20 protein-coding genes are annotated in these 22,686 nt (G+C 40.4%); 9 read left to right on the forward strand and 11 right to left on the reverse strand.

The window, feature by feature from the left end; genetic code table 11:
• Positions 1–72: 72 nt before the first annotated feature.
• From proB to gltX, 3 genes are all read left to right on the forward strand, one after another.
• Complete coding sequence (gene proB / locus H5186_RS03915; protein ID WP_182794144.1) at positions 73–1,176, forward strand: glutamate 5-kinase; 1,104 nt, start codon at positions 73–75, stop codon at positions 1,174–1,176.
• A 261-nt stretch (positions 1,177–1,437) separates the two neighbouring features.
• Complete coding sequence (locus H5186_RS03920; protein WP_145235432.1) at positions 1,438–1,797, forward strand: glutathione S-transferase N-terminal domain-containing protein; 360 nt, start codon at positions 1,438–1,440, stop codon at positions 1,795–1,797.
• 75 nt (positions 1,798–1,872) lie between these two features.
• Positions 1,873–3,357, forward strand: a complete 1,485-nt coding sequence (gene gltX / locus H5186_RS03925) for a glutamate--tRNA ligase (protein WP_182717159.1) — start codon at positions 1,873–1,875, stop codon at positions 3,355–3,357.
• Between the two features lie 256 nt (positions 3,358–3,613).
• Here gltX and H5186_RS03930 read toward each other — a convergent pair whose 3' ends face one another.
• The 7 genes from H5186_RS03930 to lptD form a co-directional block, all read right to left on the reverse strand.
• On the reverse strand, positions 3,614–5,629 hold the full coding sequence (locus H5186_RS03930; RefSeq protein ID WP_149982095.1) for a methyl-accepting chemotaxis protein: 2,016 nt from the start codon (positions 5,627–5,629) through the stop codon (positions 3,614–3,616).
• 133 nt (positions 5,630–5,762) lie between these two features.
• Positions 5,763–6,578: a symmetrical bis(5'-nucleosyl)-tetraphosphatase gene (locus H5186_RS03935; RefSeq protein WP_182717157.1), complete on the reverse strand. Its 816-nt coding sequence runs from the start codon at positions 6,576–6,578 to the stop codon at positions 5,763–5,765.
• A 203-nt stretch (positions 6,579–6,781) separates the two neighbouring features.
• Positions 6,782–7,171, reverse strand: a complete 390-nt coding sequence (gene apaG, locus H5186_RS03940) for a Co2+/Mg2+ efflux protein ApaG (protein ID WP_145235442.1) — start codon at positions 7,169–7,171, stop codon at positions 6,782–6,784.
• Positions 7,155–7,964 carry a 16S rRNA (adenine(1518)-N(6)/adenine(1519)-N(6))-dimethyltransferase RsmA gene (gene rsmA / locus H5186_RS03945; RefSeq protein WP_145235444.1) on the reverse strand — a complete coding sequence of 270 codons (810 nt, stop codon included), beginning with the start codon at positions 7,962–7,964 and terminating at the stop codon, positions 7,155–7,157. The genes apaG and rsmA overlap by 17 nt, the downstream gene beginning before the upstream one ends.
• Complete coding sequence (gene pdxA, locus H5186_RS03950; RefSeq protein ID WP_182717156.1) at positions 7,961–8,953, reverse strand: 4-hydroxythreonine-4-phosphate dehydrogenase PdxA; 993 nt, start codon at positions 8,951–8,953, stop codon at positions 7,961–7,963. The genes rsmA and pdxA overlap by 4 nt, the downstream gene beginning before the upstream one ends.
• A 3-nt stretch (positions 8,954–8,956) precedes the next feature.
• On the reverse strand, positions 8,957–10,252 hold the full coding sequence (gene surA / locus H5186_RS03955) for a peptidylprolyl isomerase SurA (protein WP_182762070.1): 1,296 nt from the start codon (positions 10,250–10,252) through the stop codon (positions 8,957–8,959).
• A 36-nt stretch (positions 10,253–10,288) separates the two neighbouring features.
• Entirely contained in the window at positions 10,289–12,535 is a 2,247-nt protein-coding gene (gene lptD, locus H5186_RS03960; RefSeq protein ID WP_182717155.1) for an LPS assembly protein LptD, read from the reverse strand.
• 103 nt (positions 12,536–12,638) lie between these two features.
• Between lptD and H5186_RS03965 the strand changes: the two genes are divergently transcribed.
• From H5186_RS03965 to djlA, 3 genes are read left to right on the forward strand one after another with little or no spacing between them, the layout of a single operon-like run.
• Positions 12,639–13,643, forward strand: a complete 1,005-nt coding sequence (locus H5186_RS03965; protein WP_182717154.1) for an aminoglycoside phosphotransferase family protein — start codon at positions 12,639–12,641, stop codon at positions 13,641–13,643.
• Positions 13,643–14,314: an N-acetylmuramate alpha-1-phosphate uridylyltransferase MurU gene (murU, locus tag H5186_RS03970; protein ID WP_182717153.1), complete on the forward strand. Its 672-nt coding sequence runs from the start codon at positions 13,643–13,645 to the stop codon at positions 14,312–14,314. The genes H5186_RS03965 and murU overlap by 1 nt, the downstream gene beginning before the upstream one ends.
• Positions 14,315–14,341: 27 nt before the next feature.
• On the forward strand, positions 14,342–15,214 hold the full coding sequence (djlA, locus tag H5186_RS03975; RefSeq protein ID WP_182717152.1) for a co-chaperone DjlA: 873 nt from the start codon (positions 14,342–14,344) through the stop codon (positions 15,212–15,214).
• On the opposite strand, the gene H5186_RS03980 is transcribed toward djlA, so the two are convergent.
• Together H5186_RS03980 and rluA are read right to left on the reverse strand one after the other, a co-directional pair.
• A complete protein-coding gene (locus tag H5186_RS03980; RefSeq protein WP_182794145.1) occupies positions 15,197–16,126 on the reverse strand; it encodes a DUF3530 family protein in 930 nt (309 codons plus the stop codon). The genes djlA and H5186_RS03980 overlap by 18 nt on opposite strands.
• Before the next feature lie 76 nt (positions 16,127–16,202).
• Positions 16,203–16,856: a bifunctional tRNA pseudouridine(32) synthase/23S rRNA pseudouridine(746) synthase RluA gene (rluA, locus tag H5186_RS03985; RefSeq protein ID WP_182794146.1), complete on the reverse strand. Its 654-nt coding sequence runs from the start codon at positions 16,854–16,856 to the stop codon at positions 16,203–16,205.
• A 1,485-nt stretch (positions 16,857–18,341) separates the two neighbouring features.
• On the opposite strand from rluA, the gene H5186_RS03990 reads away from it, so the two are divergent.
• Positions 18,342–19,241 carry a Dyp-type peroxidase gene (locus H5186_RS03990; protein ID WP_149982085.1) on the forward strand — a complete coding sequence of 300 codons (900 nt, stop codon included), beginning with the start codon at positions 18,342–18,344 and terminating at the stop codon, positions 19,239–19,241.
• Positions 19,242–19,260: 19 nt separating this feature from the next.
• Here the strand turns inward: H5186_RS03990 and argR are convergent, their stop codons facing one another.
• A complete protein-coding gene (gene argR, locus H5186_RS03995; RefSeq protein ID WP_145235470.1) occupies positions 19,261–19,728 on the reverse strand; it encodes a transcriptional regulator ArgR in 468 nt (155 codons plus the stop codon).
• Between the two features lie 224 nt (positions 19,729–19,952).
• On the opposite strand from argR, the gene mdh reads away from it, so the two are divergent.
• Entirely contained in the window at positions 19,953–20,888 is a 936-nt protein-coding gene (gene mdh / locus H5186_RS04000) for a malate dehydrogenase (RefSeq protein WP_145235472.1), read from the forward strand.
• 80 nt (positions 20,889–20,968) lie between these two features.
• Here the strand turns inward: mdh and ispB are convergent, their stop codons facing one another.
• A complete protein-coding gene (gene ispB, locus H5186_RS04005) occupies positions 20,969–21,940 on the reverse strand; it encodes an octaprenyl diphosphate synthase (RefSeq protein WP_145235474.1) in 972 nt (323 codons plus the stop codon).
• Positions 21,941–22,362: 422 nt separating this feature from the next.
• On the opposite strand from ispB, the gene rplU reads away from it, so the two are divergent.
• Positions 22,363–22,674, forward strand: coding sequence for a 50S ribosomal protein L21 (gene rplU / locus H5186_RS04010; protein ID WP_006794538.1), 312 nt, complete (start codon positions 22,363–22,365; stop codon positions 22,672–22,674).
• The last annotated feature ends 12 nt before the right edge of the window (positions 22,675–22,686 follow it).

Below are 22,686 nucleotides of genomic sequence, written 5' to 3' on the forward strand. Positions count from 1 at the left end.
ATATTTTTAACTTGTTCAAAAATCGATAACTGGTATAAATAAATCCTTCAATATTTTTGTGTAGTAAAAAGCATGCAAAGGGCACAGGTAATAGTGGTTAAGCTGGGAACGAGTGTACTCACTGGTGGAACCGATAAACTCGACAAAGCACACATGGTTGAATTAGTTCGCCAATGTTGTGAATTAAAAAAGCAAGGTCATCAAGTTGTGCTGGTATCAAGTGGCGCGGTGGCTGCTGGCCGAGAGCAACTATTAAAACCCTGCGGTCGTTCTTTGATTGATAAACAGATGCTTGCCGCGATTGGTCAAGGTCAGCTTATCCACATTTGGCAAAGCTTATTTGCTTTATATGGCGTCAATGTAGGGCAAATGCTACTGACTCGCGCTGACGTTGATGACCGAGAACGCTACCTCAATGCCCGCGATACTTTAACTGCATTATTAAGTTATGACGTGGTGCCAATCATTAATGAAAATGATGCGGTCGCAACTGCTGAAATTAAAGTCGGTGATAACGACAACCTCTCAGCACTGGTCGCTATATTAGCTAATGCCGACAAATTATTATTACTAACCGACCAAGAAGGTTTATTTACCAGTGATCCACGTACTGATGTTAATGCGCGATTAATTGACGAAGTGGCACATATTGATGATGAGTTACGCCAGCTTGCTGGTGGCAGTGGAACTAGTCTAGGCACTGGTGGTATGGCAACGAAATTGCAAGCCGCTGATATCGCTCGTCGAGCCGGGGTGGAAGTGATCATAGCCAAAGGTGCTGGTAAAAATGTGATCCTTAATTGTATGAGCGAACAGCTACCAGGCACACGCTTTGTAAAGCTAACAGCGCCAAGAGATGGCCGTAAAAAATGGCTGTTAGCTGGACCTAAAAGTAGTGGCCAAATAGTGATTGATGATGGCGCAGTAAATGCTTTACAGCAACAAGGCGCTAGTTTATTAGCCAAAGGCGTACGCGGTGTGCGCGGGCAGTTTGAACGTGGCGATTTGATTGATTTAGTCACCAGCGATCAACAATTAGTGGCCCGTGGATTAGTACGTTTTAGTAAAGCAGAAACCGATACTATTAAAGGTTGTCATTCAAGTGAAATTACAAAGTTGCTAGCTTTTGATTGCGGTAGTGAAGTGATCCATCGAGATGATTTGGTGTTGTTTTAGATTATCAAGCTACTACATTGTAAAACATTAAAGTCATCCCTTGAGGATATAAATGAATAGTTTAATAATACAGCAAGACTCAAGCTTTTATTCTTTGATGCCGGCCTTTTCACTGCGGTATTGAGTTTTGCTTTATATTTTTAAAATAACGTGGATTGCTTTACTTTTTAGGAGATGGATTCGCGTTCTTTGATGCTATTTTAGCTTTATATTCTGTGCTAAAATCTGTGCCCTTAAATTGTTGTAAACAGGGCCCAGTTGATGAAATTAGTTCGTTGGTTATTAGGTAGTTTGATCTTATTTTTTGATTTTGTTTTTACACCACGTAGTAAAAAACGTCCTGCGGGAGAGCAAGCTCAGCTTGATCAACTCACTGCACAATTTAAACTATATCAATTCAAAGCTTGCCCATTCTGCGTAAAAGTGCGCCGTGCAATTAAACGCGAAGGGTTAAAAGTTGAAACGCGCGACGCGAAAAGTAATGAACAGTATCGTCAAGAATTGCTCGAACAAGGCGGAAAAATAAAAGTACCGTGTCTACGTATCGAAAAAGATAACCAAGTCACTTGGTTATATGAATCAAACGATATCATTGCTTACTTAAATAAAGCTGCAGCTTAATATTCATTTTTCAAGCGCATTTGCTGTGTTAGCATTTAGCGCATATTTTATTGTCCATTGAAAGAGAACATAACCATGACAATTCGTACACGTGTTGCGCCGTCACCAACCGGTGACCCGCATCTTGGTACCGCTTATATCGCCTTATTTAATTACTGTTTTGCTAAGCAGCAAGGTGGCGAATTTGTACTTCGTATTGAAGACACAGACCAAGTACGTAGCACTTCAGAATCAGAACAAGCGATTATGGATAGTCTTCGTTGGTTAGGGCTTGAATGGGATCATGGTCCTGATGTCGGTGGTGAGTTTGGTCCTTATCGTCAATCAGAGCGTAGCGATTTATATAAAAAATATGCGCATCAGTTAGTTGATGATGGCAAAGCATTTTATTGTTTTGCAACTAGCGAAGAGCTGGACCAAATGCGTGAAGAGCAAATGGCTGAAGGCCTGCGTCCTAAATACGATGGCCGTGGTTTAAACCTTACTGATGACGAAATTAAAGCCAACTTAGCTGCCGGTAAGCCTTACGTGATACGTATGAATATTCCAAGCGAAGGTACCTTTAAATTTAACGATTACTTACGTGGTGAAATTGAGATCCCGTGGGAAAACGTTGATATGCAAGTGTTACTTAAAGCCGATGGTTTCCCAACGTACTTTTTAGCAAATGTGGTTGATGACCACCATATGGAAATTAGCCATATTTTCCGTGGTGAGGAGTGGATCAACTCTGCGCCTAAGCTGTTAAAATTATATGAAGATTTTGGTTGGCAAGCACCGGTGCTTGGTCACTTACCACTATTACGTAATCCAGATAAGTCAAAGCTATCTAAGCGTAAAAATCCAACTTCTATTAATTACTATAAAGAAATGGGTTACTTACCTGAAGCGGTACTTAACTACCTTGGACGCATGGGCTGGTCAATGCCGGATGAGCGTGAAAAGTTCACGCTTGCTGAAATGATTGAACATTTTGATATGAAGCGTGTATCACTCGGTGGCCCAGTATTTGACGTTGATAAACTAAGCTGGTTAAACGGCATGTGGATCCGCGAAAACTTCAGCAACGAAGAGCTAATTCAGCGCTTTGTAGATTGGAAGTTTAATGGGGCAATGCTTGCTAAAGTATTACCAGAGGCGAAAGCCCGCATTAATACCCTATCAGATATGGTTGATTTAGCCGGTCATTTTGTCGGTGGCATTCCAACTTACGACCCTGCGTTACTGACCGCTGGTAAAGCCGATGAAGATGTAATTCGCCAAGCTTTACAGTTCTTTATCTGGGAGCTTGAGGGCTTACGAAGCTGGGAAAAATCAGCAATATTTGCTATAGCTAAAGCGGTGTCTACTTTCCATGAGCTGAAGATTAAAGACTTTTTAGAGCCGATATTTGTCGCTATTACTGGCAAAACGTCTTCAACATCAGTACTTGATGCAATGGAAATATTAGGCTCAGATCTATCGCGCGCACGTTTACGTGTAGCACTTGCGCATTTAGGTATCTCTAAAAAGCAAGCGAAGAATATTGAGCGTGCGTATCGCGAGTATCCTGCTGCATAGGTAAAGTAATCTAGCTAAGCTTGATGATCATTAAAAGCCGAACTTTATTAACGTGGAGTTCGGCTTTTTTGTGGAAAAATAATGGAGTATTGCCAACAAGCAAAGCTAGTGTGTGGACGATGAAATTATAACAGTTGGCTGTTCTCACGCAATTTGTTAGCTCAGCAGTGAAAAGTGGGGTATCGGTGGTTTATTTTTTCGAAAAAAAAGCCGTGTTTTAAATCAACACGGCTTTGTTGTTTTAATTTGCTTTGCCCTAGACTTTGAACTCATCTACAGACAAGCGTAACTCTTCGGCAAGTTTAGCGACCTCAGAGCTTGATATATTAGTCTGATTAGCTCCTTCAGCGGTTTGTTCAGCAATGGCTACGATAGACTCAAGGCGCTCGCTGATCTCTTGTGAGACTTGTTGTTGCTCTTGTGCTGCGGTCGATATTTCTTCACTCACATCATGTGCTAAAGCAACCGCTGAGGTGATTGAATCCAGTGCTGCGTTGGCTAGGTCTGATTGTTCAACACAAGAATCAGCTTGTTGCTTGCCTTTAGACATTGCAGTTACGGCTGCTTCAGCGCCTGTTTGCAATGATTCGATCATGGCTTGAATTTCTTGAGTCGAGGCTTGTGTTTTACTAGCCAATGAACGAACCTCATCAGCAACAACGGCAAAACCACGACCTTGTTCACCGGCACGTGCTGCTTCAATAGCTGCATTAAGTGCTAGTAAGTTAGTTTGATCCGCGATACCACGAATAACATCAAGAATACTACCAATCGAGGCGCTATCTTGATGAAGCTTATTAATGACTAGTGAGGCTGATTCAACTTCACGAGCTAGCTGCTCAATGGTCGATTTATTCTGGCTAGAAATCCCCTTAACACGTTCAGCTTCTTTATCGGCATTTTTGATTTCTTTAAGTGCCTGTTGTGCGCTATTGCTTACTGTTTGCGAGGTACTGCTCATTTCCGTTGTCGCTGTTGCAGCTTGCTCTACCTGAGCTTGTTGATTACGGATTGCTTGGCTTGATTCACCGGTAATAGCAGACGTTTCTTCTGAGGCTGCGGCAAGTTGTGTGGAACGAGATATAATGCCTTTGATCAAGCTGCGTAAGCTGGCGATAAGTGTATTACAACTACGCGATAGCTCACCAAATTCATCTTTAGCCGTATCATCAAGACGTTGTGTCATATCGCCACTAGCAACAATATCAAGAATGCGGTTAACTTCTGCAAGTGGTTTAGTAATGCGATTAACTGTTATATAAGCCACTATTATAGCTAGTAAGGTAGCACTTATCATACCAACCCAAGTCCATAAGTTGGCTGAGTCGACGTCGATCCTAACTTCTTTTTGTAATTCAAAAGCAACATTACTCGCTTGAGCGACTAACTCGTTGAGTTGTTTTAATGCAGTTGCCGTAGCTTGCTCTGCCTCAGTAAGTTCCGTTTCAGTCATTGCGATCACATCAATTAAACGCTTTTTATTAGCTGAAATACTATTGTTGCCGAGAATGTTATCGCGAATAGAGACAAAGTAGTTGTTTAGATCGTTGTATAAACCCGGCTCAGCGGCTTCAACAACCGGTTTGAGTAGCTTTAAACTACGCTCAATTTCTTCTAAATAATAAAGCTGCTCATTTTTGACGATATCTAAGGTATTTTGGGTTTTAACTGTCAGCATGTCAGTGCTGTTAGTCACCAAAGATAAAAAGTTATTTTCTAATTTATTAGCTGCTTGATAGGCTCTGCTATCACTGCTTTCTAAACCATCAATATCGATAATATCCAAAACCACAGAGTTAGCATCTTCTGCAGCAAGCTCAATAGTTTCTAACTGTGCTCGTAATGATTTATTGAGTTCTAATTGAGTTTTTTTATCTTTTAATAAATCTTCTACTAATTTAATAAAACTTTTGTAAGTTCGTTCCACGCTTTGACTACTTTGATTTAGTTGAGCATTGTCACTGACAACTTGTCGTAATTGCGAGTAAGATTTATCAAAGCGTTGTTTTTGTTCGAACACTGATTTTTCAATTGGCGCAAGCTCTGCAGCTGAAGTGGTATAAAAGCTTGCTTGGGCAGCTTTACTCATTAAGATAAACTCAACCTGAAGTTCAGAACTTTGTTCCAGTGCAGGCAATGATAATTGATTTACTTGCTGCGCTGAATTATTAATATTTGCGATTCTGAACAGTGAATTACCCCCAATTAAAAGAAGTAATAAGGTGATACAAATAAAACCACCCCAAATACGCTGGCTGACAGTTAAGTTCATATAAAAATTCCATAAAGAGAGTAGCAATTAGACTTTATCGGCTTTATTGCGGATAAGTTAAGTAATTAAATTTAATTACTTTTAACATTTATAACTTTAAATCTAACAGAAGATGAGTTTTTTTTCAGGTTATTTAGATAGAATTAGCTGAATTAATGCTGAATAATTGTTTGTTTTTTAATTCTAGCAAGGTCATAGCTCCACCCCACACACAACCAGTGTCTAAAGCGTAGATATTTTCATGATCGGTTACACCTTCAAGAGCAGCCCAATGACCAAAAACAATATGTTGTTTAAAAGTTGTAAATTTTGGGTGCTTGAACCAAGGGATCATTGCAGTAGCGTTAGCAATACCACCTTTATAGCTTAACTCTAATTGTTCATCAAGAGTTAAAAATCGCATTCGAGTAAAGTAATTTACAATATAACGAAACCGCTCAAAGTCATTGAGTTGTTCACTCCAAAGGCTAGGATGCTGCTCATACATATGTTTGAAAAAATCGCGCGCATTCTCACCTTGATAGCAGGATTCAGCAAATTGTGCATGTTGTAGAGCCTGTTCAATTGACCATGCAGGGTTGAGGCCGGCGTGGCTAATAAATACCTGTTCTTTTTCAAGCCATAAAGCAAGTGGTTGCTGCTGTAACATGGCTATATAAGCAGGTAGCTTTGTGGAATCAAGCAGGGCGGTGAGCTTGTCTTTAGGATTAGCGGGTTTATCTAACATGTAATTGGCAATCAGGTGTAAGTCGTGATTACCCAAGGTAACGGTGATGCTATCTTGATGTGTATATATATAATCTAGGCAGGCAAGTGAGTCGGGGCCGCGGGCGACAATATCGCCCACTAAATAAAGGTGATCTTTGCTTGGGTTGAAGTCAACTTGCAGCAACAAAGCTTGAAATTCTTTATAACAACCTTGTAGATCACCTATCGCATAATTTGCCATTATTTAACCTAAATTCGGGAGAATAAATCTATCTCCTGTGGCTATTTTCAACGATAACTGCGTTGAATCTACTTGCAATAGGCCAGCTATTGACGCGTAAATTCGCCTTGTTATCTCTGAAAATCTCCGACAGGACAGCTTAAAGGCTAGTTATATCATTAAATCAATGCGTTAATAAATATCTTAACCCGATTTCAGGTTATTTAATGTAAAATATTAGGCAGTGATAAACGAAAAACATTAATAGGTGCATCAAACTCTGTACCGAACTCATTCTTCAAGGTGTAATAACCTTGCATCGTTCCTACGGGAGTATCTAGCACTGCACCACTGGTATATTTATAGCTTTCACCAGGACCAATAGTTGGTTTTTCACCGACTACGCCTTCACCTTGTACTTCGATTTCTTTACCATTTGCATCAGTGATCAACCAATAGCGGCTAATTAACTTTGCGCTGCATAGACTGTGATTTTTAATGGTAACGGAATAAGCAAATACATATTTATCAAGTTCAGGTTGTGATTGACCCTCAACATAAAATGTTTCTACCGATACTTTGATGGGTGAGCCCAAATTACTGCTTGTTGTCATAAATCCAATTAGCTATATCAATAAATTGTTGTAACGAAAGGCTTTCAGCACGCAACGTGATATCTATACCAATGCTAGTTAATTCATCTGCGGTGAGTAAATTAGCTAAGCTGTTGCGCAGTGTTTTGCGGCGCTGATTAAAGGCCTCTAAACACACAGTGTTAAGAATTTTAGTACTTTTTGCTGTACGTTGCTCTGGCTTTTTCGGTATTAAACGAATAACGGCAGAATCAACTTTCGGTGCTGGTTTAAAACACTCTGGTGGTACTTCGATGACAGGCATTGCATTACAGTAATACTGTGTCATTACACTCAAGCGACCAAATGTTTTACTACCAGGTCCTGCTACCATGCGTTTTACCACTTCTTTTTGTAGCATAAAATGCATATGCTCAATGTTGTCGGCAAACTCGAATAAATGGAACAGTAACGGTGTTGAAATATTGTACGGTAAATTACCAAACACTTTTAGTTTGTTGCGGTCAGCTTTGATCAAACTTGAAAAATCAAATTTCATTGCATCACCTTGATGCACAGTAAGCTTAGGCCCTAAAAAAGGATGCTCAGTTAAGCGCTGGGCTAAATCTTTATCTAGCTCAACAACCGTTAAGTGGCCACTTAGCTCACTTACCGGTTCAGTGATAGCACCTAGACCAGGACCGATTTCAACTAAATTATCTTCAGGTTTAGGATCAATCGCGGTGACGATTTTATCGATGATCATCTCATCACATAAAAAGTTTTGCCCAAAACGTTTGCGGGCGCGGTGTCCTAAATGTACTTTATCTGTCATTGATTTTGTGCTTTTTCATGGGCGAGCTTAATTGCTTCGCGGATCGCTAATTCAAAACTACCAACATCAGCATCACCAGTACCGGCTAAATCGAGCGCCGTACCGTGATCAACTGAGGTGCGTATAAACGGCAAACCAAGGGTGATATTAACCGATTTGCCAAAACCTTTGTATTTTAGCACAGGTAAACCTTGATCGTGATACATTGCCAGCACAGCATCAGCTTGTGATAGATATTTGTCTTGGAACAAGGTATCAGCAGGCAATGGCCCGATTAAATTCATACCTTCACTATTTAGCTGTTCAATGGTTGGGGTGATGGTGTCAATTTCTTCACGCCCTAAATGGCCATCTTCACCCGCATGAGGGTTAAGCCCACAGACTAAAATACGTGGTTTTTCGATACCAAATTTAGTTTGTAAATCATGGTTTAAAATACCCGCAACTTTACTTAAACGCTCACTTGTAATAGCACGTGATACATAAGCTAGTGGGATGTGCGTGGTCACTAGTGCAACTCTTAAGCCTTCAGTAGCTAACAACATCACCACATCAGGGGTGTTTGATTGCTGGGCAAAGTATTCGGTATGGCCGCTAAATGAAATACCAGCTTTATTGATAATACCTTTATTAACAGGGCCAGTTACAACCGCAGCAAACGTACCATTCATATTTTTTTCGCACGCGATACGTAAAGTATCGAGTACGTATTGGCCGTTGGCATCATTTAATACACCCATTTCAACTTCGGCACCTAAATCAACTTGGTGCAGATAGACACTCCCTGCTGGAGCGATTGCTGCTGCTGCGTTTTCATCAAATGGAATTAAATTGATTGTTAAACCAAGCTGTTTGGCTCGCTGTTGTAATAACTGCTTATCAGCAATCACAACCAGCTGCGCAGGCCAATCATGCTGTGCAAGTTGCAACAGTAAATCTGGGCCGATCCCGGCAGGTTCGCCGGGAGTAATTGCAATACGTAGAATCATTGGTTATTCATCAATTGGGAAAATTTCAACATGGGCTTGCTCACGCATTTCTTGCTGCCAGTTAAAGCTTTCTTCTTTAAATTTACGATTAAAGAGCATGCCATGAGCACGGTTACGTTTAGCTAGTTCGGTTTTATCAGCAATGCGTTTGTCTAATAGCTGCACTATATGCCAACCAAATGTGGTTCTAAACGGGTCACTGATCTCATTTTTATCAAGTGATAGTAGGGCGTCTCTAAACTGTGGCACATAGGTTGTAGGATCTGTCCAATCGTACTCTCCACCTTTAAGTGCAGAGCCTGGATCTTCTGAATACTCTTTAGCAAGCTCACCAAAATCAGCTGTACCTGCGCGTAACTCTTTGGCAAAACCATTTAGCATATTGCGGGCTTTTTCTTCACTTAAGATAATTGACGGCTTGATTAAGATATGGCGAGAACGAACTTCAGTTGTTTCAACAACCTGGCGACCACGAATATCTTGCACTTTAATGATATGAAAACCAGCGCCAGAGCGTAGCGGGCCGATAATGGCATCTTTTTTAGTGCCTTTAACTGCTTCAGCAAATAATGACGGCATTTCATTGATACTCATATAACCTAGCTGACCACCTTCAAGAGCTTTTGAACCACTTGATGATGAAATAGCGATGCGTTTGAATTCTTTACCTTCTCGTAAAAATTCGATGACTTTATCGGCACGAGTTTTTGCATCAGAAATTTCATCTGCAGTGGCATTATTTGGAATATCAATGAGGATATGACCAATGTCATACTCTTCCGTATTTTGACCTTGGCTTTCCATTATTTTTAAAAGGTTATCAACTTCTTGCGGGCTAATATAAATACGACGATCTACGTTTGCGCGCATCACTTGTTGAGTAGTAATTTCTTTACGAATTTCTTCACGATAAGACTGGAAACTCTCGCCTGACGCTTCAATCGTACGGCGCAAGTCTGCAATTGTTCCGCCTTGTTCTTTAGCCATACTAACCAAAGTTTGATCCAGTTGACTATCAGAGATTTCTAACCCCATACGCTCGGCTAATTGCATCATCAGCGCTTGATTTACTAAGCGCTCCATTGCTTGAATGCGTAGCGTATCATCCGAAGGTAATTCTTGTCCTTGCTCTTTGGCTTGGGTTTTTACACGGTTAACTATGGTGTCAACTTCACTTTGTAAAATAACCCCTTGGTTTACAATACCAACCACCTTGTCTATTTCAACAGGGGCTGCGAAAGCGCTTTGGTATAAACCAAGCGTCAAAAATGCTGATGCTAATAATTTTTTTAAATTCATACTTTTTCTAATACTCTTGCTAATAGTACGGTAATACTAGTTATTAAGAAAATACGGTCTACGATAGCCAAAAATACCTTGTTGTAATAATTTTTGTGCATCATAACGGCTTTTACTACCTAACCCTTTTAAGACAATATTAAACCCAATGCTTGAATCAAAAGTGGCTTGTTCTTGGCCTATCGCTTGATTTAAATCAGTTGCGATTTGGCGACGACCGGTAATTTGAAAGGCCCAACAGCAGGATTCATATTGCAATCCGCTGAACACCTCGACACTACGACCGCTTTCTAAATCGCGGTGATAGCTACTTACAAACTGCCATTGATCACTGAGCGGAATGCTAGTAAAAAAGCCAACTTGTTCGATTGTATTGCCTGAGACATCATTTGCATAGCGATGGTTCAATTGTACCAGCTGATTATCGTCACCTTTATAATCTAAAGTCACATTTGACTGGATAATCTGCTTTCCATCGGTGTCATACTGAATTCCGCCTGATAAATACCAGCGGCGGTGCCAATGTAACATGGTTTGTGCGGCAAACAAGGCATTATAGTTGGTATCTGAGTTTAACCCTTGTGATGTTGGCTTGGCAGAGTCACTTAAATAAAATATTTGACCGGCACTAAAATTAAACAATTCTTCGCTTTTATTATTAAATAAACGCGTGGTTGCACCTAATGTAAATTGATTCGCTGCGGCTATACGATCAACGCTTGAGAAGCGACTATCACGGAATAAACCAAAAAAATCATCTTGTAGTTTTGTCGTATCGTATAAACCTATATCGGATTGATCTTTATTTGGTGTATACAAATATTGCACTTGTGGCTCTAAGGTTTGAATCCCATCATCAGCGAAGATAGTGGTATCACGCTCAAAGTTTAATTGGCTGTATAAACGCACTTTAGGCAAGGTACGTGAAACTGATTTAGCATAATCGGTATTAGCTAAATCACCTTCTTGCTTATAGTTAGTGTGCAGTACGCTAAATTCAGATAAAAACGACCAAGCATGCTCTTGATAACCATAACTTACTTTGGGTTCGATGTGCACTCGAGTGGCTTTTTCTATGATTGCTGTATCATTAGTAAAGTGGCTCAGTTCACCGTCTAGGGTCAGTTCAATATCCTGAAAACTAAATGGTGCTGTTTGTGAAAAGCTAATTTGTGGCCATGCCGCATACGATTCAAGATGATCACCGAGCACTTCAAAGTTTTGTACTTTAATATCTGTACGCCAAGTATCACCTAAGTGTGATAACGAGCCAGTACGATACAGTTGGGTGTCAGTACGTGTTGCGTAATTAGAACCCAAATCAGTGAGATAGTTATCATCGCTGACGTTGGTTATATCAACATTTGCACGCCAGTTTTCGGCAAAATAACTTTGTTGTTGCCAGTGAAATAGAAAGCGCTCTTTGAGTTCTGGTTCGGAGTCGTCTTTGTCAAGGTATTCAAGTGCTACGAGACCTTCATTGATATCACTTAAATAACGAAACTCGGTTTGCAGCTGTAAGCCTTTTTTAGACATATAGCGAGGTGTAATCGTGGCATCAAAGTTTGGTGCAATATTCCAATAATATGGAGTAACAGTTTCTACGCCGTAGCGATCTGAACTGGAAATATTGGGTGTTAATAAGCCTGATTTTCTTCGATTATCAATTGGGAAAGTGAAATAGGGTAAATAAAGTACTGGCGTATCCATAATACGTAATACCATATCATGGGTTTCGCCCCAGCCTTCTTCACGGGATAATAAAATTTGTTCAGCTTGAATTGCCCACACGGGCGTATCGCTTGGACAGGTAGTAAAGCTTGCGTTCAGCAGATCTAAGCCAGACTTATTAATGGTGAGCTTTTCTGCACCGCCGTGTGCTTGTTGATCCGTCAGCTTATAATCGGCACCAAGTAGGCTGATTTCAGAACTATTTAAATCAGCATTAAGACCTGAGCTATTTACTTCACTGATAGTGTCACGGTAAGTAATAGGGCCAGTTGCATTAAGTAACCCACGCTGTTTGTCAATTAGCGCACTTTGTGCGGACAAACTCATAGTAAGGGTGTTAATATCAACATTACCGGTAAATTCTGCGCTTTGGGTGCCAAGCAGTTCAATATCATCTGAACGGATATCGATCATGCCTAAGTCAAGGCCAGCAAGCGGTTGCCAAGCTCTGGTTTGCATTGAATTGCCACAAAAGTTGTGTGTCAGTTCAGTTTCGGCGAACGATGGTGCGCTGATCACACTTAGCATCATCATGCCCCAGGTTTTGCTCATTTATTAACCTTAATATGCTGTCGTTGGATGTAAGAATGACATAATAAAGGAAAACAATGGCAAATACAGTAATTGACTTAGTGAAAAATAGATATCTTGTAAAATGAATCGTTATAAAAGTTTACAGCAGTTTTTAAATCCGCACTTCGAAGATGAAGTATACCAGCTAGCTGCGATCACCGGAGACGCCAGCTTTCGTCGTTATTTCCGCCTAAATCGCGGTCAAGATAGCTATATAGTTATGGACTCAGATCCAGCTAAGCTCGATAACACTCCTTATATAGAACTCAACAAAGTTTTTTCTGAGCATGGTTTCAAACTACCAAAAATATTACATGCTGATGAAAAGCAAGGGTTCTTCTTATTAAGCGATTTAGGCAACACACATCTTGCTGATATGCTGGATGATAAAGAACGTATCAATCACTATAAACACCTTATAAAACTTAGTGCACAATGGGCAAAAATGCCGCCTGTTGAGCACATGAAAGATTTTGATCGGGCATTTTTAGAATTAGAACTAAGTATTTTTTTAGAATGGTTGGTAGAGAGATTTTTAGAGCTAGAAGTTACTGCTGCAGAACGTAATTTATGGCAAACGAGCTGTGAGTTATTAATTGAAAATATACTCGCGCAACCTAGCGTCACCGTACACCGTGATTTTCATAGCCGTAATATTATGCACAGTGAACAGCAATGGGCAATTATTGACTATCAAGATGCCGTGCAAGGCCCGGTATGTTATGACCTGGTATCGTTACTGCGTGATTGTTATTTTAAACTTCCTCACGATGAACTTGAATACTTACTTGAGCATGCATTTGCTGAGTTTGAGCAACAGGGCTTGCTCAGTAACATCAGCTTTGCAACCTTTAAACAATGGTTTGATTTAACCGGTATTCAACGCCATTTAAAAGCGGCGGGTATTTTTTGCCGGTTAAATTTACGCGATGGTAAACTCGGTTATATGGATAATGTATTACCGACACTGCGCTACATTAGTGATGTGGCGCAAGATCATTCATCGTTGGTGGAGCTGGGTAAATGGATCAACAGTAAGATTATTCCTGCTACCTTAGTCGCACTTAATAAAGTGCCAACTAAATAATGAAAGCGATGATTTTAGCCGCGGGTCGCGGTCAGCGAATGATGCCACTTACCGCAGAATTACCTAAACCTATGTTAAAGGTGCAAGGAAAACCATTAATCGAGCATCATATTGAGCGACTAAAAACAGCAGGGATCACTGATTTTATTATAAACCTTGCTTGGCAAGGAGATAAGATCCGTGCTTACTTTGGCGATGGTAGCCAGCTTGGAGTACATATTGAGTATAGCCAAGAGCCTGAGCAGGGATTAGAAACTGCAGGTGGTATTATTCAAGCATTACCTTTGCTTGGTGAGCAATTTATTGTTATTAATGGCGATATATTTACCGACTATGATGTTAGTTCATTACTGCATATTCACTTAGATGCGGGCGAGGCACATATTGTGTTGGTTGAAAATCCAGCCCACAACCCAAATGGTGACTTTACGTTGCGTCATCTAAGCGCAGATAGCCCCAAGTATACATTTTCTGGTATTAGTCGCTTTCATCAGCAATTTTTTGCAGGAATTACAGCGGGTACTCATCGCTTAGGGCCATTATTAAAAAGTAAATTGGCTGAGCATGTTGTCTCTACGGAGCTGTACATAGGTAACTGGGACGATATCGGAACTCCAGAACGATTAGCTCAATTGAATGAGTTGTTGATAGAGCAACAAAAAACTCATTAAGTAATTCACATATAATAGGAGCGCCTCATGTGGGGTAAAATTTTAGGTGCCTGCTTTGGCTTTATGTTTGGGCGTATTATAGGCTTATTTATAGGCTTATACCTGGGCCATATGTTTGACAAGAGTTTAAAGCAGAACTTTGATAAAGCCGGCGGCTTTTCAAGCTTATTTAAAGGCGATGATGATATTAATCAGCGCCAAGCGTTATTTTTTACCAGCTGTTTTGGAGTAATGGGGCACATTGCTAAGTCAAATGGCCGCGTAAGCGAAACCCACATCCGTGCTGCCAGTTTATTTATGGATGAAATGGGACTCACTGGTGATGATCGCAAAGAGGCACAAGATGCGTTTAAAACGGGAAAAGACGCTGATTTTTCATTAAAAGAAACTGTTTTCGATTTTAAAGAGCGTTTTGCTCGTCGCCATGATTTATTACAACTGTTTTTAGAAATTCAAATCCAAATGGCGTTTTCTGATGGGGTGTTAGCTGCGCAAGAAAAGGAGCTACTCCAAGAGGTAAGTAAGTTATTAGGGATCTCTAAAACTCACTTTGCATTTGTACTTAAACGTTACCAAGCTGAATTTTCATTTCGTCAGCAACAACAACGCTATCAACAGCAGCAACAACGTCAACAAGGGCAAAGCAGCAGTTATCGTGAAGGCTCAGGGCATCATGTACCGCCAAATAGTGGCATGAGCCGTACTCAAGCGCTGGCTTTGCTGGGGCTAAATAATGAGGCGAGTGAACGAGAAGTAAAAGTAGCGTACCGTAAATTAATGGCGCAGCACCATCCTGATAAATTAGTTTCTCAAGGTTTACCTAAACATATGATGGAACTGGCAGTCAAGAAAAGCCAAGATATTCAAGCCGCTTACGAATATTTAAAAAAGGCGGCGTAAAAACCCGTCTACTTCTTTGGTCAAGCGCTCATGTTGCTCAGGCTCAGAGCGCAAACCAAACAGCTCACGTTGGCGGTAATCATATTTACTGTGACGTTTAACCCAGCGTTTTCTATCCGCCACACTCAGCAGTAAGTCCGGGTTATCTATGTTGTAGTAAATATCCAATAACGGCGGGCTAATAGTCGATATAATCGCGTTAAGTTGTTGGTTACGTTTACTGTTTGGTAAATAACTGCTAAGGCTGACAAATGCATCTATGTTGGTATTTGGATATTCGCCATAGTGTTCGAGCAATACTCCCGCAGAGGCACCTTGTGCAATAACAACAATTTTCCCATCTTCATCCAATGCACTTTGATACAACGCATTAAAGCGTGCAATTAAGTTGAGTTTATAATTATCTATTATCGCATTGCTTATATGAGCGATAGCATCAACATGTACAACAGGAGTGGCTGTGTCAGCTGATGGTTCGCCATTGTCTGAACTTGTAGTTTGCTTAGCCGCTGCAGGTTCAGTTGTTTCACTTTCATCCGCAGGTGGCGCTGCCTGCCAATCAATATCGGGTACCGTCATGGCAATTGTGGCATAGCCTAAATCGTTAAGTTGCGTGCGTAAAAAGTTGAGCCCGTTGTTATTGGTAGGTAAGTGTTGCCAATCAGGGATAATCAATACCACACCGCGCTGCTGGGCACTCATGTGTTGGCGATATAAACTTAAAAACTCAGTATCACCAGCGAGTAGCGGTTTTAGTTCATCTTGCGGCATTAGGCGTGATAAATCATTACTGCTGATTGTTGACCATGGTGTGGGTGCAATAAAGTCGGCTGCTTGGGCTGGCATGGCCAAGAAAGTCGCGTAAACCAAACTAATTAATTGCCATACTTTAAACTGTTTGCCGATAGCCATATAAACCACCACGATGAATCAATAAGTTGTTATCGGCGTGTACAGCAAAAAGTTTAGTGTGATTTTAAGCTCGTAATTAAAACTCTGGCTCAGCTTCAAAAGTCATAATTTGTGCTGTTCCCGGGTGAGTGAGCTGTAGCATTTGTGCATGCAATTGCAAGCGCGGGGCAGCAGCCAGGGCATCAGGGTGAGCATAGAGCCTATCGCCTAAAATAGGGTGCCCCAATGACAACATATGCACACGTAATTGATGTGAGCGTCCGGTAATAGGGGTAAGTTCCACACGAGTGGCGTGCAACTCATGCTCCAGTACAGTGTAATGAGTTAAAGAGGGCTTCCCCTTGTCATGATCAACCATTTGCTTAGGGCGGTTTGGCCAATCACAGATCAGTGGCAAATTGACTGATCCCGTTAATGGCTCTAGTTTACCGTACACTCGTGCAACATAGCGCTTTGCAGTTTGGCGTTCTTGAAACTGCATACTTAAATGACGATGAGCCGCTTTATGCATTGCTAAACAAATAATTCCAGAGGTTGCCATATCTAAGCGGTGAACTATTTTTGCCGTAGGAAAAACACGGTTAACGCGAGCTATCAAACAATCGGCGTGTTTAGGATCTTTTCCCGGCACAGTCAAAAGTTCACTGGGCTTGTTGACGATCAGTAAATCATCATCTTGAAATAAAATGGTTAAATACGGATCTAATGGAGGATTGTAGTTAATTAACACGGCCGACCTCAATGATTTATGAGCGCGCTATTTTAGAGAAGTCATCGCTTATACACAATCAATAACGTATTAGATTAGACGCGAGAGTATTAATGAGCGAGTTAATTGGCAAGTAGTCGTTAAGCTGAGGGTATTTTTGGGCAAAAGAAAAGCGCGAACTATCTCTAGTCGCGCTTGCGGAATCTTCTAATTTTTTGCATCCTGCAATTGAACTTAATCAACTCCTAAACTTTACTAATCCATGTGATCACACTGTTACTTATTCGTTCTGCGTGATATAGGCTATCCGTGCCTCTGTCCTATGTGCTTCCTTTTGATCCTTTTTGGTAATCTCTATTACCGGTCCTTTACGCATCGTCCTGATGCTATCCCTTAGTTAACAGTTCCATTGCGATACCCTTTAGGGCCTGTCCATCTGTCCGCTTTTATAACATCCTGTTTAACAACTCTCTTGCGAGCCCTGTTGTTATTCCTTTTCGCATCATCTTGACGCTGTCCGTATATTTACTATCCTTAGTGCTACTCATCCTGAGCCTGTCCGTGAATCCATTTTTTCCTAACGTAACCTTTAATTCGAGGTTTATGAGTAATCATTCCTTGTCCGTTTACTCATTTAAGCGTCACTGCTTAACCGATGAAGTAAGTATAGAGAGTATCGGCAAACAAAATAGGCTAAAAATAGTAATGAAAATACAGTCATTATTTTGAAATTTAATAATAGTTATTATATTTCATGTGGTTAGTTTGTTTTTAGACTTTTTTTATGATGCTTTATACTCAATAGCTGTCATAACCGTGAGATATATCGCACAAGTGATTTCCATTATGGGCGTGGTTGCCTTTAATAGTGGATGTAATTGTAGTGTTGCTTAGACGATTTCTAATCGTATATGGTTTAAGTTTATTGCATATATCCCTTAAATGATTAAAAACCAATATCTATTAAGGCGCTTTGTAATTCTTTAAAATAAATGCGACTTGCCGATAAATAAGCGGCTATGAATTGTGGGGAAATTGCTCAACAAGACACGTTTGAGCCGCTATTTAGCGCTTCAAGCTCAAAGGTAGTTGCAGAATTTCTTGGTCAGGGCATATACTTAGGTGCAGATGTATTAACAGCAACTGAATATAGTAATGCTTACGGGGGCTGAGTCATTAGTTACTTATCGTCGAGTAAAGCAAGTTGGGTAACTTTATGTTCGCCCATACCATCTTGAGTTAATACCTTTTCAATCACAAGGCTGTAGTGCAAATACGGTGACTATTTTAAATCATCGTTTTGTTGTTCTGCATTTTGTGTATAAGGTTATGCTCGATGGACAATAAATTGAAGTTGCTGTTTAGTTGGGCCAATCATTTTAGCAAATGAGTAGGTGACAATAAAAATAACACCACACACGGTTAACTTTTTCGCTGATTAAGTGTTTTAGTATTTTTAATTTCATTAAAAACGCCGTGTATGAGATTTTGAGTTAAGGAAATATCATGGCGCAAGCGCAATCTGGAATTTGTGCTGAAGCAAACTTGCACGGTTTACATTTGTTTTTTAATGTATTTGATGGCCACGATGAGTCATTACGCAAAAAATTAAAATACGTTAGCGCTATCCAAGATGAGTTTTCAGATCAGTTTTCTGAATCGATGCTCTCCAGCCTAGTTGCAGTAGGGGCGCAGTACTGGCCGCATATTCTGCCTGAATTTCTGCCTAGTGAATTACAGAGCTTTCCTAATATTACTCATAATGATCATATTATGGGGGCTCAGCCTTTTGATTTATTTGTCCAAATTCGTTCCGATAGGGAAGATGTAAACCATTTATTTGCTTTGCAAATTCTCAAGTTATTTGCCCCCGATGTTGAATTGGTTGAGCAAGTGAGAAACTTTCGATTTTTAGATGGTCGCGATTTTAATGGTTTTATACTCGGTGGTGACACTCCTCATGGTCGCCAAAAGCGCATCACAGCGTTAATCAATAAACCCAACCATTTTGAAGATCAAGGCAGTTATGTACATATACAGCGCTATAAGCATGATTTAAGTGTGTGGCAAAACCTACCACTGAGTGAGCAAGAACAAATAATGGGACGCACTCGCTTAGATAATACCTTGATTATGCCAGCGACTGAAAATAGTCATGCTGTACGCACTGAGTTAAAAGATGAGCAAGGGCAACCACTGCAATTAAATCAAAACATGCCTTATGGTGACGTTTACGAACAGGGTATATTAGCGATTAGTTATGCGGCACAGGGAAATGCATTTGAGCAAGTATTACGAAGTCGATTAGGTGATGGCGATTGCTACGATCATTGGCTTGATTTTACTCAAGCCGATATGGGTTCTGCGTTTTTTGCCCCATCAATTAACTTTTTAAAGCAGCTATAAAAAGTTTGAACCGGTAGATTTATACCGTATCAAATAAAATACGCACGCGTTCAAGAGTTACATCAATTTCAGATACTTTAGCTGGAGCGATAAAAATAGTATCGTCACCAGCAATGGTGCCTAGTACGCCATCTGCTTTACCTAATGAATCTAATAGCCGAGCAATTAATTGTGCAGCTCCTGGGCTGGTTCGAATAATGATCATCATTTCGTTATGCATTATATCAATCACTAACTGACGTAATGGGCTTTTCGCTGTAGGTACGCCCATTTCAGCAGGCAAACAATAGACCATTTCTTGTTTGGCATTACGAGTGCGTACCGCGCCAAACTTGCTTAACATCCGCGACACCTTACTTTGACTAATATTATCAAAGCCTTGCTCTTTTAGGGCGTCAACAATCTCACCTTGTGAACCAAAGTTTTCTTCTTTTAAAAGTGCCTTAAAGGCCTTTACTAATGCTTCTTGTTTATCTTGTGGTTGCATATTATAGGTTCTTATTCATAAGTGATGCGCTAATTGTACACAATATTGCATACTTATGCAGTAGTTGTTTGCTTTTGCGATGGATTTTAGTGCTGTAAACCAGCAAGTTTACAACTATGGTCTAAATTATATGTGAAATAAGCAGGATAAATTTGTCTTTAGTCGTTAATTTCATTATCTTTAGAGCCACAAATATTTCCTACCTCAAATTACGGAGAATTCCAATGAAAGTTGCTGTATTAGGTGCTGCTGGCGGTATCGGCCAAGCGTTGTCTTTATTATTAAAAACAGGCTTACCAGCTGGTTCTGAATTATCACTTTATGATGTTGCTCCAGTTGTTCCTGGTGTTGCTGTTGATCTTTCTCATATCCCAACAGACGTTAAAGTTGCAGGCTTTGGTGTTGATGCACTAGATCAAGCGTTAACTGGTTGTGATATCGTTCTTATCCCTGCTGGTATGCCACGTAAGCCTGGTATGGACCGCGCTGATTTATTTAATGTTAATGCTGGTATTATTAAAACATTAGCAGAAGGTATTGTTGCTAACTGTCCAAAAGCATTAGTGGGTATTATCACTAACCCAGTAAATGGCACAGTGCCAATTGTTGCGGAAGTATTCAAAAAAGCAGGTACTTACGACGCGAAACGTGTTTTCGGTATTACCACTCTTGATGTGATCCGTTCAGAAGCATTTGTAGCTGAACTTAAAGGTGTTGACGTTGCAACTGTGAAAGTACCAGTAATTGGTGGTCACTCAGGCACAACAATCCTTCCGTTACTATCTCAAGTTGAAGGCGTTACTTTCACTGATGAAGAAGTTGCTGCGCTTACTCCACGTATCCAAAATGCAGGTACTGAAGTAGTAAATGCAAAAGCTGGCGGTGGTTCTGCAACATTATCAATGGGCGCTGCTGCTGCACGTTTTTGTATGTCTTTAGTTAAAGGCTTACAAGGTGAAGACGTTGTAGATTACGCTTACGTTGCTGTTGAAAATGGCGATGCTGCATACTTTGCACACCCAGTACGTTTAGGTAAAAACGGCGTAGAAGAAATTCTTTCTTACGGTGAACTAAGCGCATTTGAAGAGCAAGCTAAAAACGACATGCTTGATACGCTGAAAAAAGACATCCAAGAAGGTGTTGATTTCATCAACGCTTAATTGCTAAGACGATTGATACAAAAAAGCCTGCATTTGCAGGCTTTTTTATGCTCGAAGGATTTTTATACATTAGGTGTTTATTAGTGATTACGATCAACGGCAATACGAGCCAAGCTAACGAGTGCTTCTTTATACGGTGATTCATCTAATACAGATAGACACGCAATCGCTTTATCAGCTTCTTCGTTGGCTTTATTCATCGTAAACTCAAGTGCTTTGGTTTCATTGAGGGCACTTAGAATAGCTTCTAAGTGGTCCATACCATTACTGTGCTCAATGGCATCACGGATCAACTGTACTTGCTCAGCATTACCGTGGCGCATAGCATAAAGTAGTGGCAGGGTAGGTTTGCCTTCGGCCAGATCATCACCGATATTTTTACCTAACTGCTCAGCATCAGCATTGTAATCAAGCACGTCATCCACCAATTGAAAAGCGGTTCCTAAATGCATACCGTAAAGATTAAGCGCTTGCAGTGTCGAGTCGTCTTTTTCGGTAATAATCGCAGCAAGGCCTGTTGCAGCTTCAAATAATTTAGCTGTTTTAGAATAAATTACCTGCATGTAGCTATCTTCGGTGGTATCAGGGTCGTTACAGTTCATTAATTGCAGCACTTCACCTTCGGCAATCACGTTGGTTGCATCAGCGAGTATTTGCATAACTTGCATTTTACCAATACCAACCATTAGCTGAAATGAGCGGGTGTAGATAAAGTCACCAACAAGTACGCTGGCTGCATTACCAAACTCAGCATTTGCCGTCGGTGTTCCTCTGCGTAAATTTGATTCATCAACGACATCATCATGCAGTAATGTAGCTGTGTGAATAAATTCAACAATAGTTGCTAAAGTAACATGATCTTTGCCTTCATAGCCAAGTGCTTTAGCCGCTAAAATAGCCAACATAGGGCGAACACGCTTGCCGCCGCTGTTTACTATATATAAGCCTAGTTGATTGACTAATGCTACATCAGAGCGCATTTGCGCGTAAATTAGTTGATTGACGTCATTCATATCGTTTTCGATTAACGCCTGGATAGCTTTTATATCCATTGATCTCCGAGCCAATTTTAATGGGTATACGGGGCTGATTGTACAACAAAAAACAGCTTTGCTCGACAGTTTGTGACGATTCGCTGAAAAAACACGGTTAAGTAGCTTAATTTAGCCTTAATTAGTAAAGATAACTTTTATATTTGAGAAAATTTACGGTAATTCAACATGGTTGTTTTTTATTCTTAGCGCGTGTTTGTTCGTGGTGTAATTTATTTGTCATGAAACGCTAAAAAGGCTTGGCATAATGCCAATTTAATATAAAATAGGTGAAAATATTGAATCGCCTTCAATGCAGCTATTTTTTATTCATTTAATTAATAAAACAGGCTTGCTAGTTTTTGCACATTAGCGTAAACTTCGCGCCCTATTGAATAATGTTTTAGTTGCGTCGATTTGAGGGCGCACAGACGGAGTTAATTATGTACGCGGTTTTCCAAAGTGGTGGTAAACAGCACCGTGTGACTGAAGGTCAAACAATTCGTCTTGAGAAATTAGACGTTGAGACTGGTGCAGCAGTTGAATTTGATTCAGTACTTTTAGTTGCTGATGGTGAGAAAATCGAGATCGGTGTACCGTTCGTAAACGGTGGTAAAATAACAGCTGAGGTTGTTTCACATGGTCGCGGTGAGAAGATTAAGGTTGTTAAATTTAGACGCCGTAAGCATTCTCGTAAGCAAATGGGCCATCGTCAATGGTTCACAGAAGTTAAAATCACTGGCATTAGCGCTTAATTAGAGGTACTT

Source organism: Pseudoalteromonas sp. SG41-2 (assembly GCF_014164535.1).
Lineage (GTDB): Bacteria > Pseudomonadota > Gammaproteobacteria > Enterobacterales > Alteromonadaceae > Pseudoalteromonas > Pseudoalteromonas rhizosphaerae.